12 protein-coding genes are annotated in these 12,415 nt (G+C 63.2%); 3 read left to right on the top strand and 9 right to left on the bottom strand.

All coding sequences use genetic code 11. The features are described 5' to 3' along the window. The first annotated feature begins 31 nt into the window (after positions 1-31). Positions 32-1,678 (top strand): thiamine pyrophosphate-binding protein, encoded by a 1,647-nt coding sequence (locus JOH52_RS12930; protein WP_010969768.1) that lies wholly within the window; start codon positions 32-34, stop codon positions 1,676-1,678. Between the two features lie 494 nt (positions 1,679-2,172). On the opposite strand, the gene JOH52_RS12925 is transcribed toward JOH52_RS12930, so the two are convergent. Both JOH52_RS12925 and JOH52_RS12920 read right to left on the bottom strand, forming a co-directional pair. Further along, positions 2,173-2,511, bottom strand: coding sequence for a protein tyrosine phosphatase family protein (locus tag JOH52_RS12925; protein ID WP_010969769.1), 339 nt, complete (start codon positions 2,509-2,511; stop codon positions 2,173-2,175). Positions 2,512-2,583: 72 nt separating this feature from the next. Then, a complete protein-coding gene (locus JOH52_RS12920) occupies positions 2,584-3,420 on the bottom strand; it encodes an aldose 1-epimerase family protein (RefSeq protein WP_010969770.1) in 837 nt (278 codons plus the stop codon). 167 nt (positions 3,421-3,587) lie between these two features. Between JOH52_RS12920 and JOH52_RS12915 the strand changes: the two genes are divergently transcribed. Next, positions 3,588-4,994 carry a L,D-transpeptidase family protein gene (locus tag JOH52_RS12915; RefSeq protein ID WP_013844647.1) on the top strand — a complete coding sequence of 469 codons (1,407 nt, stop codon included), beginning with the start codon at positions 3,588-3,590 and terminating at the stop codon, positions 4,992-4,994. 187 nt (positions 4,995-5,181) lie between these two features. Beyond that, positions 5,182-6,471 carry an NAD(P)/FAD-dependent oxidoreductase gene (locus JOH52_RS12910; RefSeq protein WP_014529311.1) on the top strand — a complete coding sequence of 430 codons (1,290 nt, stop codon included), beginning with the start codon at positions 5,182-5,184 and terminating at the stop codon, positions 6,469-6,471. A 27-nt stretch (positions 6,472-6,498) separates the two neighbouring features. On the opposite strand, the gene JOH52_RS12905 is transcribed toward JOH52_RS12910, so the two are convergent. The 7 genes from JOH52_RS12905 to JOH52_RS12875 form a co-directional block, all read right to left on the bottom strand. Next, positions 6,499-7,215 carry a ParA family protein gene (locus tag JOH52_RS12905; protein WP_003529183.1) on the bottom strand — a complete coding sequence of 239 codons (717 nt, stop codon included), beginning with the start codon at positions 7,213-7,215 and terminating at the stop codon, positions 6,499-6,501. Between the two features lie 290 nt (positions 7,216-7,505). After that, the gene (locus tag JOH52_RS12900; protein WP_014529310.1) at positions 7,506-7,946 is read right to left on the bottom strand and encodes a hypothetical protein; all 441 of its coding nucleotides are present in this window, start codon (positions 7,944-7,946) and stop codon (positions 7,506-7,508) included. Next, complete coding sequence (locus tag JOH52_RS12895; RefSeq protein WP_013844677.1) at positions 7,946-8,140, bottom strand: hypothetical protein; 195 nt, start codon at positions 8,138-8,140, stop codon at positions 7,946-7,948. The genes JOH52_RS12900 and JOH52_RS12895 overlap by 1 nt, the downstream gene beginning before the upstream one ends. Before the next feature lie 97 nt (positions 8,141-8,237). Then, positions 8,238-8,522 carry a TrbC/VirB2 family protein gene (locus JOH52_RS12890; protein ID WP_017266494.1) on the bottom strand — a complete coding sequence of 95 codons (285 nt, stop codon included), beginning with the start codon at positions 8,520-8,522 and terminating at the stop codon, positions 8,238-8,240. Then, positions 8,519-9,370, bottom strand: a complete 852-nt coding sequence (locus JOH52_RS12885; RefSeq protein WP_014529307.1) for a glycoside hydrolase family 108 protein — start codon at positions 9,368-9,370, stop codon at positions 8,519-8,521. The genes JOH52_RS12890 and JOH52_RS12885 overlap by 4 nt, the downstream gene beginning before the upstream one ends. Before the next feature lie 19 nt (positions 9,371-9,389). Continuing rightward, positions 9,390-11,606 (bottom strand): right-handed parallel beta-helix repeat-containing protein, encoded by a 2,217-nt coding sequence (locus JOH52_RS12880; protein WP_014529306.1) that lies wholly within the window; start codon positions 11,604-11,606, stop codon positions 9,390-9,392. After that, positions 11,603-12,409 carry a hypothetical protein gene (locus JOH52_RS12875; protein ID WP_014529305.1) on the bottom strand — a complete coding sequence of 269 codons (807 nt, stop codon included), beginning with the start codon at positions 12,407-12,409 and terminating at the stop codon, positions 11,603-11,605. Before JOH52_RS12875 ends, JOH52_RS12880 begins: the two co-directional genes overlap by 4 nt. Positions 12,410-12,415 lie beyond the last annotated feature (6 nt).

The following is a 12,415-nucleotide window of genomic DNA, read 5'->3' as shown; positions in this document are numbered from 1 at the left end:
CGGCAAAACAGGACAGCATTGGGAGGTGCATATGAAAACGGGCGGACAACTGGTGGTGGAAGCGCTTGCCGCAAACGGGGTGAAGCGCATCTCCTGCGTTCCGGGAGAAAGCTATCTGGCGGTGCTCGATGCGCTTTACGACGCCGACATCGAGGTCGTCGTCTGCCGGCAGGAGGGCGGGGCCGCAATGATGGCGGATGCCTGGGGCCGCCTGACGGGCGAGCCCGGCATCTGCATGGTCACCCGCGGCCCCGGCGCGACCAATGCCTCCGCCGGCCTCCACGTGGCCCGGCAGGATTCGGTTCCGATGATCCTCTTCATCGGCCAGGTGCAGCGCGAAGCCCGCGAGCGGGAGGCTTTTCAGGAGATCGAGTATCGGCGGGCCTTCACCGAAGTCGCAAAATGGGTCGGCGAAATCGACGATCCGGCGCGCATCCCGGAATTCGTGACGCGTGCCTTCGCCGTCGCGACGTCCGGCCGTCCCGGGCCTGTGGTCCTGACCTTGCCGGAAGACATGCTGACACAGAGCACCGAGGCACCGGCCGCCCGCGCTTACCAGCCGGTGGAAAGCCACCCGGGCCCAAGCCAGATTGCCAAGCTTGCAGAGCTTCTCTCCACCGCGAAAAGGCCGATCGCCATTCTCGGCGGTACCCGCTGGTCCGCCGAGTCCGTGGCCGGGTTCCAGAGCTTCGCCGAGCGCTGGCAGCTGCCGGTCGGCTGCTCCTTCCGCCGCCAGATGCTTTTCGACCACCTGCATCCGAACTACGCGGGCGATGTCGGCATCGGCATCAATCCGTCGCTGGCAGGCGAGATCCGGGAAGCCGACCTCGTCCTCCTCGTCGGCGGGCGGTTCTCGGAGATGCCTTCCTCCGGCTACACGCTGATCGACGTCCCCTACCCCAGGCAGACCCTGGTGCATGTCCATCCGGATCCGGGCGAGCTCGGCCGGGTCTACCGTCCGGACCTCGCAATTGCCGCGAGCCCGCGCGACTTCGTCGCCGCGCTCTCGAACCTGACGCCTTCAGCCGAGCCCCACTGGTCCGCCCGCACCGGAGAAATGCATGCGGCCTATCTCAAATGGTCGACGCCGCCGGAAAAGGGACCGGGCGACGTGCAGATGGGACCGATCGTGAACTGGCTGGAGGCGAATACGGGGCCGGAGACGATCTTCACCAACGGCGCAGGCAATTACGCCACCTGGCTCCATCGCTTCCACCGTTTCCGCCGTTACGGGACGCAGGCTGCTCCCGCTTCCGGCTCGATGGGCTACGGCCTGCCGGCCGCAGTCGCGGCCAAGCATCTGCATCCCGATCGCGAGGTGGTCTGCTTTGCCGGCGACGGCTGTTTCCTGATGCATGGCCAGGAGTTCGCGACCGCCGTCCGCTATGAACTCCCGATCATCGTGCTCGTCGTCAACAACGGTATCTACGGTACGATCCGCATGCACCAGGAGCGCGAATATCCCGGCCGTGTCAGCGCCACGGATCTGACGAACCCGGATTTCGCAGCGCTCGCCCGCGCCTATGGCGGCCACGGCGAAACGGTGGCGAGGACGGAAGAATTCGCAGGCGCCTTCCTGCGGGCGCGTGAGAGCGGCAAGCCTGCCATCATCGAGATCAAGCTCGACCCGGAAGCGATCACGCCGACGCGGACGCTGAGCGAGATCCGGAAAGGGTAGGATGGGGCCGCCGTAATGCGGCGCTCAGCGGAATTCTCGAAAGCCCCTCATCCGCCTGCCGGCACCTTCTCCCCGCAAGCGGGGCGAAGGGACAAGCGGCAAGCTCCCAGCCCCGTCTCCGCCCTCTACTGCATGTTTCCTTTAATCGTATCCGATCAAAGGACAAAAACATGCAGCAGATCAAAGTGCTACAGCGACCTTTGCGCGTCTGATAAGACGCGCGGCGCTGTAGAAGAGGACGAAGCAGTGCCCGCTTGTTCCTTCTCCCCGTAATCGGGGAGAAGGTGCCGGCAGGCGGATGAGGGGCAGAGGCGGCCCGATCAAACCACTGCATTCGACGTGTCTGCATCTCGACATCATGCGTGATCTCGGCCGTCTTCGCGAGCATCGCGGTATGCCTGCCAACCTCCTCAGTGCTCGAGGGATGAGAGAGAGATCGCAATCCGTGAGATGATTCGCGGAGCGAAGCCCTCGTCACAACCGTTTTCGGCGCCTCAGCCCCGAATGTGCAGTGTCTGCTGATAGACTGCGGTGGAGCGGGCGCCGGAGCGGCAATAGCCAAGCATCGGGCGCTGGAATTCGTCCAGAGCGTCGACCATGCTCTTGACCGCGTCCGCGGTCACGCCCATCGGGCCGACCGGGATATGGGTGATCTCCAGCCCGAGTTCCTGGGCACGCGCGGCGATGGCGTCGAAGGTCGGCTGATCGGGTGCCTCGAAATCCGGGCGATGACAGACGATGGACTTGAAGCCGAGCGCCTTGATCTCGTCGAGGTCGTCGACGGTGATCTGGCCCGAAACCGAGTACTCATCGTTGATCTGGCGAATGTCCATGTGGCGTCCCTCAAGAAAAGCGTTGCCCTGATTTAGGCCCGGCGCCGGGCGGCGTCAATCGAGAAGGCGTCATCAGGAGACGGTGAAAGCCAGGCTATAATCGCGCGATTGGCCGGGTTGAAGAGGATCGAGCTCCCCGTTTGCGGCAAGCTGCGGCCGCTTCGCCAGGCGATGCGAGGCCGGCTCGATGCTGACGACGTTGGCGCCGCCGCGCTGACAACGCCACATCTGCAGGAACGGCAGCGTGTCGGTCCGGAACCGCACACGCAGTGCGCGCCCCTTAAGACCCGGCATTGCGGTCAGCGCCACCTCCGACCATCCGTCACAGGCAACGGCCGGACGGCAGAAATGCGCGCTTTCCCCCTCGCCGAAGCGCCAAGGAAACGATCCGCCGTCGACCGACGGACTTTCGATCCGCGTTTCCTCGCCGAGCAGCCGGCCGGCGATGTTCATGTGATACATCATCATCGGCGCAAAGGCAGACGAACCGATGTTGATGACGCGGTCCGCAAGCGTCACGGCGTGCGCGGCCGCATCGACTTGCCAGAGGCGCTCGATAGCCGCCCGGCCGCCGCAGGCGAGATCGACTTCGGTGACGGCAGTACAACGATCGCCCGCACCGCACATCTCGGTCCGGCTGACGGGCGTTCCGGCGAGCGAGCCATGCAGGGGATAATATGCGCCGGCGCCGCCTTCCAGAGCCTCGGGATGTCGAATGTGCTCGGGACCGCAGGTAAACAGGAAACCCGCGAGCGCGCGGTCGATGCGCGGATCGCCGTCCGAGGGGATCGCCGCGCCCGGCGACAGATCGACACCGGCGACGACGAAGGCCGCGACATCGAGTGCCGAGGACGGGTCGAACAGGAGGTGGCTCGCCGCGCCATCGGCCGCGTTCAAGGTCGTCCGCATTTCACCTCCAGAGAAGGAGCCCGGAATCAGGCATGGAATCCATGATAGTCGAAGCCTCGGAACCGGGCCATTTCGGCGAGCGTTGCAATGGGCAGGATGTTGGCCTAACTAATTTAACCGGCTGTTCATGATGAATTCACTTTTTTCACATTAACGTCCAAATCGGTATGTACCGCCGCAAAGCAACCGCCATGAAGACAGGTTCCCTAGTGACGCCCGCGACCCGCACCGGCCTTTCGCTCTTCGCAGCACTCGCCCTCATGGCCATGGAGCTTGCGCCCGCCAACGCACAGGATGCCTATGGTGGCTATTGGGGCGGCGGCGACGTGATGCTCGTCACGCCCGAAGGCGACATTCTCGACTATATCCCCGGAGAGGCCGAGGTTCATGCCATGCGCGACCGCCGCGGACGCACGGTGCTCGTGGATCCGTGGGGCAATATCGTCGCCACCGTCGTGCCGAATGACGGCTATGGTCGCGGACAGCGGCGCCGCGAATACGGGCGCGATGGCTATCCCGAGCCCCGCGATCGCGGTTACGGCTATTCCGAACCCGGCGAGTTTACCGGCGCCATCCCCGAATACCGCGATATTGCGCCCGCTCCGGTCGAGCGCGAGGATCTGCCCAACAGCCTTCCCTCGCTCTCCGATCGCGAGGAGGCTGCCTACGATCCGCAATACGATGACCCGCTGGCACAGCCGATGCCGCCGGCCATGACGGTGACGGGAAAGTCGCGCGCTGAGATCGCTGCCCTGCAGGTCTTCCTCGACCGCGAGGGCTTTTCTCCCGGCGTGATCGACGGCAAGATGGGCTCGAACGTCACCAAGGCCATCGAAGCCTGGCAGCAGGCAACGGGTGAAACGCTCGATCCGAACAATACCGAAGACATTTTGGAGCGGCTGCGCTTCAACGGCGGCTTGCCGATTACGACCTACACGATCACCGCCGCGGATGCGGCCGGCCCCTTTGTCGCCTCCATCCCGGAAGATTACGCCCACAAGGCGCAGCTTCCGCATCTGTCCTTCACGTCCGTGACGGAGATGCTCGGCGAGAAGTTCCACATGGACGAGGCGTATCTGCGCGAGCTCAATCCCGGTGTCGATTTTTCAATTCCCGGCACTACGATCAAGGTCGTCAATCCCGGCCCGAACAAGAAGGGCAAGGTGGCGCGCATCGTCGCGGACAAGGCCCGCAAGCAGGTGCTCGCCTATGACGAGGCGGGGAAACTGATCGCCGCCTATCCGTCCACCATCGGTTCCTCCGACACGCCGTCGCCTTCCGGTACGGTGCATGTCGAGCGTATCGCCTTCGATCCTGGTTATACCTACAACCCGAAGATCAACTTCCAGCAGGGCGCGAACGACAGGATCCTGCAATTGCAACCGGGTCCGAACGGCCCGGTGGGCACCGTCTGGATCGCGCTGTCGAAGCCGACCTACGGCATTCACGGGACACCGGAGCCGTCGAAGATCGGCAAGACCCAGAGCCATGGCTGCGTCCGCCTGACCAACTGGGACGCGACCGAACTCGGCAAGATGGTGAGCACCGGCGTCACGGTCGAATTCGTCGACTGAGGCACGACAATCAGCCAAGCGTGTCGCGTCAATGCGGTTGATCGCGACGCGCTTGAGCTGCTTCGAAGGCCATACCCCCCTGCCGGTCGCAGCAGCCTCATGACGTCATGAAACATTGTCATGAAAAACTCCGCCGCATTGCCTTTATCACAGACGAAACACCCCTGACCTTAAGGAACTGTCCGCGATGGCAACGGAGCGTGCTCTCCCCAATCTCTGGCATGCGACGGCACCGGCCGCTCCGCGCACCGCTCCGCTAGCAGGCGACCTGACGGTCGAGGTGGCGATCGTCGGAGGTGGTTTCACGGGCCTTTCGGCCGCACTTCATCTGGCGGAGACGGGCATCAGGACTGCGGTGATCGAAGCGCGGATGATCGGCTTCGGCGGTTCGGGCCGCAATGTCGGCCTCGTCAATGCCGGCATGTGGGTGCAGCCGGACGACCTGATCGCAACGCTCGGAGCAGCGGCGGGCAACCGGCTTCTCGACGAACTCGGCGACGGCCCGTCATTCGTCTACGATCTCGTTGCGAAACATGGAATCGAATGCGAAGCCGTTCGCAACGGCACGCTGCATATGTCGGTCGGCGCGGAAGGGCTCAAGGAAATCCGGGAGCGCGAGGCGCAATGGAAAAAGCGCGGTGCTCCGGTCGAGGTGCTTTCGGCTGAAAAGGCGCACGCGCTTTCAGGAGCCGAGGGCTTCACCGGCGCACTGCTCGACCGCCGCGCCGGAACGATACAGCCGCTCGCCTATGCGCGAGGATTGGCCCGTGCAGCGCTTGCCGCCGGCGCCGAAATCTTCACCGATACCCCCCTCCTTGCAGCCAGCCGCCAAGGCGATCTCTGGAACGTGAAGACCCCGCGGGGAACGGTAACGGCCCGTCACGTCATTCTTGCGACCAACGCCTATGGGAGCCTTGTCACCGGCGTCCCATGGAAGGAGTACCGGCAGGAACTCACGATCCTTCCCTATTTCCAGTTCGCGACCAATCCGCTGCCCGACAACGTGGCCGCGCGGATATTGCCCGAACGCCAGGGAGCCTGGGACACGGGGCTGGTGATGACCTCCTTCCGCATGGACAGGCAGAACCGGCTGATTTTCGGCTCGATCGGCAGGCTGGATGCGATCGCCGCAGGCACGCACCGGGCCTTCGCCGCGCGCTCGGTGCGCAAGCTCTTTCCTTATATCGGGGACTTCCGCTTCGAGCACTGGTGGGACGGTCGCATCGGCATGACGACCAACAATCTGCCGGCCATGCATGTGCTCGCTCCCAACGTCGTATCGATCAGCGGTTATAACGGCCGAGGGATCGCGCCGGGCACCGTCTTCGGGCGGGCGCTTGCCCGCCACGTCACCGGCGATACGTCCGCGATACCGCTTGCGGAGACGCCGGTCACGCCGGATCCGTGGCGGACTCTGAAGTCCGCCTTCTACCACGCCGGCGCCCAGGCGAAACACTTCATCGACAAACGGTTCTGAACGGCAACCGCCCTTCGCGAGCGATCGCTACGCCGCCCGCGGCAAAGCCGAGCGCAGGCGGGACATCAGGGCGCGGCGTGCGGTCACGGGGAGCAGGTTTTGCACCTCGGCGGCAAGCGCGTATGCGTTTTCGCGCGCCTTGTCGAGATTGCTGACCCGGTTCGGGTCCATCATCTGCAGGGTGCCGCCGCACTCGAAGATTTCGCGATAGGCAACACGCTCCACGATCGGCGTATCGAGGACCGAAACGCCGCGGGAGGCGAGCAGCGCCTTGATCGTCTGCAGCGCCCGCGTCGTCACCAGCGAATTGACGCGCGTCAAGACGACCGAGTGGTTGATGCGCACCCTCGCCTTCTCGCCGATATGGCGGATAAGTTCAAGAATCTGTACGGCGCCACGCGCGTCCATGGCGCAGCCCTGAACCGGTATCAGCACATGATCGGACAGCCCCAGCGCCAACGCGACGATCGCATCCTTGGCGCCGGCGAGATCGATGACGATGAAATCGGCCTCACCCTTGAGCTCGCGGATATGACAGGGAAGCGAAGCCGGAGTGACGTGCGAAATCACCTCGAGATTGGCGACACGGCCGGACACTTCGGACCAGCTCGTGATCCAGCGCTGCGGATCGGCGTCCAATACCACGACGCGATTCCCCTGCCTCGCCAGTTCCGTCGACAGGATCAGCGCCGCGGTCGTCTTTCCCGCACCGCCCTTTGCATTGGCGAATGTGATGACCGCCATTTCTCTCACCTCGTCCTTGCTCGTTTCCGGTCCGCCCAGCTTTGCCCGACGCGCGGTTTTCTTAATAGAACCTTGCAGAACATGGTTAACGAAATGTTACCCATGGAGTATGTATTTTCAATTCGTTAACGATTTGGTTTCCAGATTTGGTTTCTGATACGTTCATGGGCATTCTGGAAACCTTCCCCCGCCCGAAAAAGAAAAAGCCCGCCCCGACGTGAAGCCAAAGGCGGGACAGTTAGGCGCGGGCCGCCGGGCGAGGTTTGCCTAGCCCGCGCCGGGAGGAATGATCAGCGCGGGGCGGCCGGCGTCGCCGCCTCGATCCGCTGGAGGGTCTGATTGGTCAACGCGATCTGCGTCGATATCGATGACAGCTGATTGCGGAAATCGGAGAACTGATTGCTGTAGCTTTCGGTAATCCGGCCTATCCGGGTATCGAGTGCCTCAATGCCTTTTTCGTTCGCTGTAATGCGGTATTCGATCTGGTCCAGCTTGGCGAGGTTGGCGCGGAGGGTCGAAATCTGCTGATCCACCACGGCATCATGCGAGCGCACGCTGGCCTGTAAATCGCGGTGCACGCCTTCATGCTGGATGCGCCATTCTTCCAGATCGGACAGCGCCGCTTGCGAGGCGCCCCACGCGATGCCGATGAAGACGAACGTCGCGAGAAACCCGGCGACCGAGACCACCGTGTTGATATTGATCGTCCGGGTATCGACTTCGAAGGTCATCACACGCTGACTCCTAACAGCGGCAGCGCCCGCAACAGGATAATCAAAACGGCGATGACGATCACGACATATTCGGCCCATTGACCGAAGGGCGCGGGGATGAATGGCGCCCGCCGGATCAGGAATATTACCAGCCCCGCGATCAGCCCGACGACGAGAATGGTGATCGCCAAGGCAATCAGTGCCTCAATCATTGCGGCCTCCTATTTCCAGCACTTCTGCGCGCGCCCGAAAGAGTTGGTGCTGGCAACGCCTTGGCCGGTTGGAACTAGATCGGGATCGCTGGCCAGCTTAACGGCGCCGGCCGGGCTGACGGGTATCTTCCTCCACCCCGCGCAATTGCTGGCATTCGTCGTGCATCCCGCCACCAAGAAGCTCATTGCAAAGAGCAATGCCGTCCAAGCCCTGAATCCGTTCATCAATCCGCTCCCTTTTCTCGATTGCGCGGATGGTATCTTTCAGCTTATCGGCGCGGATATCAGCGCGGCCCTTCCAATAGCCGACGCCAAATAGCGCGACGGCGATCGCCGCGACGCCGATCCACTTTCCCCATGGGCCGGTAAGCAAAGCGATCATGCCGGCACCGCATCAAGCGCGTCGGCCAGCTGCGCCGCGCGCCGCTTCGCATACCAGCGATAGGCGATCCCGCCAGCCGCAAGGCCGGCGCCGGAAACGGCCAGCACGACGACGAGCGTGGTGATCCAATTGCCGGCCGCGCTGAACGGCGTCAGCTGATCCTGAAGGGTTTGCAATGTGCCAGCGATGCCGCCCGCCCCGATCCCGCCGCCGGTAGCCGCATCGGCTGGCGCTGGCGACGGCGCCTTGCGGGCGTCCTCGATCGTCGCCTTTGTCTCGGCGCCGGCAATATGGACGGCGACGACATCCTTGCGGCCGGCGGCCTCGGCCTTGCCGTTGGCGCGCACGTTCTGAACGCGCCTCGTCCAGCCGCCGGCAAAGACCGGCCAGGGCTCAAGCGCTTTCAGGAACGCCATGCGCCGATCGGAAATCCGGTCGATCAGCGCGTCGTGATCCTCGGTCGCCTCAAGGGCGGCGAAAGTGGCCAGCCCGATCACCCCGTCGATCTGGCCGCGATAGGCCGAGCCGAGCGCGCGCTGTAGCCATTTGATGGATTGGTTCGGGCCGGAATTCACCGCGCCGTCGAACACGACATAATCGACGCCGACCGGCAGCTTGTCGCCCTTGATCGCGTCCCAATACTGGCGCCGATAGATCGCGTCGCGCTCGGGCGCGGTTAGCTTCTGGACCGAGCGCGGCTGCAATTTCTTGCTGCGCCGATAGGCATCATATGTCCGCTGTATAATGCCCTGATTGGTGGCGCCGCCGGGGTCGCGCGGATGATTTACATACCCGCCCTCATGGACGAGCACCCGCGCCAGCGCCGCTTTGAAGCTGCTGGTCGCCATGATTTCTCCAATTATGGATTTAGCCGACGAGGAACTCGAAAAACCCGTCGTGGATGAGGCCGCGCTGGCCGCTTGCCTCAAGCCCGCCCCTGACCGGGAACGGGAGCGAGGGCTGTGCCCAAAACTTATCGTTGGTCCAAGTGCTCGGGACTTTCATTTCATGCATGATTAGCCAGAAGCCGTTCGGCCGCTTTTGCATTCGGAAGCGCGGCACGGATTGCAGATAGGCGCCCCATGCTTCGGCATCGTCCAGTTCCCCCGCGACCAGATCGAACCACGTCCACCAATAGTCGTTGATATCGGGCTGGCGATTGCCGATCACCGCCGCTTTCACATCGCCGCTGATTTTGACGAAGCCGCCACGCCGGAAAATCTTCTCGGTGCCTGATGCGAACGAGCGGGTTTGCCCCACCGCCGCGCCATCGTCATCAATCCTGATAAGTTGCGCCGAGGTGCCGCCGAACATGCCGGGCAGGCCGGAAATCAGATCGATGTCGTTAAGCTCCCATCCGGTGTTTAGGACGTTCGGCGATGTCAGCAAATTCGGCAGCGGCGTGGCCGGCTCCATAGCGCCGGGCGTAAAGAACCGCTGCGTCGCCGGAAGCGCGTTGCCGAGGTAATCCTCGGTCGGGCGCGCAATACCGAATTCCGCGTTGATATCCATCCCGACGCCATAGAGCGGCGAGCTATTGGCCGGGCGGAAATCCGCCGGGGTGCTCCCGGAGTCGTTCACCAGCTGCGGGTTATCGACAAAGATGGTGTGGGTGCCGTGCAGGAATTCCTTATTGCCCGACGCCGAAATCCATTGATCGACGGTCTCCCAATCAAAGCCAAAGGACCGCATGGCGGTGCCCTGGACGGAGTGGAAGCAATTGCCGTGAATTTGCATTGCGGTCGTCCGCACGTCGCAAAGCAGCCCGGCGCCTTTCTGGAGAAAGATATTGTTGGCGATGACGCCGGTCGCATGGCTGAAATCGACGCCGCCGAAGGTCTGGATAGAAAGGCACGTCGGCGAGAACGCCCCGACCGTATCGGTGACGATCGTATTATTGTAGACGCGGATGTTCTGGAAATCGGAGCCGACCGGTCGCATGGTGCCGATGAACATTCCGAACTCCGACCGGACGGTCTGGCCGTCTCGCACCGACAGATTATAGCGGGCGACATTGTTGGAATAATCGAGCAGCTTGTTCGGATAGGCGGTATCGTCAAAAGAGAAAATGATGATGCCGGGGCCGGTGCATCCCATCGAGAAATTATATTCGAGAACGCAATCCTTGCAGCCGCCGTCCAGATCGAAGCCGCCGCCATCGGATCGGGCCGAACGTTGCCGCAAAGTCGTATTCTTGCGGATGACGACGCCGATCGCATCCCACGCCCATATGCCGACCGGGCCGGCGTTGTTGGTGGAGTTTTCGCCGCAATCCTCGGCGAGATTGCTTTCGACAAGCGCGCCCTCGGTCTGCGCGACAATGATCCCGGAACCGACATGGTTGGCCGCGTCCCGCTTGCCCTTGCAGCGACGGACGGTGTTGCCGGTGACGACGACATCCCGATGCGATGCGGGATAGGTGGCCAGCCCCCAAAAGTCCGCCTCCTCGGCCGCGACGATGATCCCGCCGGTATGGCCCCGGACATCGTTCCCGGTGCAATCCTCCACGATGTTGTTGGTGATCTGGAGTCCCGCCATCCCGGACGGATAATTGGCGACCGTCGCGAAGATGCCGTTCCGGCCATAGCCGCGCACCTCGCAACTATCGATCACCACGTCATCGACCTGAATGGCCTCGGCATGGCTGTTGATTGCCCGGATGCCGTGCGAGCCGTTGACCGTCGTGCCCGATCCTTGCGCGATCAGCTGGCGGACTTGGGCGCTATCGGCATTGTCCAGCAGGACCGCCTCGGAGTTGCCCGAACTGATCGTGGCTTTGCCGGTGCCATAGGAATTATAGACGCAGCCGGGCCGGCAAAGCAGCGTGCCGGTGAAGGTATCGCCGCCCCGGAAATAGAGCGTCTTGCCGGCCCTCGCTACGGCGTTCGCCATCTTGAGCGTCTTGAACGGGGCGGCCTGCGTCCCGGCGCCGGTATCATCATTGCCGGCGGCCGAGAAATAGATCGCGGCGGGCAGCGAGTCGAAGTTCGGTTGCCAGATGATGTCTTCGCCGAGATAGACGCGCGCGACCTGACTGGCGCCGACCCGGAGATCGGCGATCTCAGCGCTGCCGAGGTTGATCACACCGGAGTCCTCCTGCCGATCGCCCAATCAACGAAGCGGTCAAACTCGCCGGGCTCCATGGTGGTGGTGTCGACTATGACGACATCCCGGATAATGCTGTCGCAATATTCGGTGGGCGCCGCCAAGGCATCGGCCCCGATCCGGGTCCGCCCGGCCTCGGTGCGCAAAGCCAGCGTGTTGACGCCGGCAAACTCTTCCTCGATCGCCACGGTCGTATTCACATCGCCGAAAAAGGCGGTGACGGCATGGATGCCGGAAAAGTTCTGTGTGCCCTCATAGATCGGATAAGTCGAAAAGGTGTTGCCGATATCCGCCGCCGCGCGATTGACGCCCGCGACGACAAGGCGCTGGACCTTGCGTTGCGTGAAAGCGGTGTTGCCATAGGAAAAGAGAGTCTTCGGCACGGTCGCGCTGGCGGGCGAAAGCTGATCGCAGACGATCAACACCGCGCCTTCATCGCCCTCGATCGGCCAAGGCGACGTGCTCATCGAAAGATAAGTCTGACCGGCGGAGGAGAACTGGACGCCCGGCGATGCGGCAAAGCTGGCAGCCGAATAGACCGGCCGGCGGGCGTCAGTGCCCTGCGCCATGGAGTGGCCGGCGATCTGGTCACGCCATTGCGAAACCTTGCCGCCGACAAGCGTCAGCGACGAGGCATCATCGGCGCGCCACCATGCCAAGGTCGAAAGCGACCCGAGCGGATAGGAGCCCGGCGGATAAACAATCTCATCGCCAAGATAGGCGCGGCTGATCAGATCGCTGCCCACGTGGAGGGCGGCGACCTTGCCGGTTCCGACATACATGGAGTG

This window comes from Sinorhizobium meliloti, assembly GCF_017876815.1.
GTDB lineage: Bacteria > Pseudomonadota > Alphaproteobacteria > Rhizobiales > Rhizobiaceae > Sinorhizobium > Sinorhizobium meliloti.
Note: the sequence above shows the minus strand (reverse complement) of the source record. Positions and strands in the feature narration are given on the sequence as shown.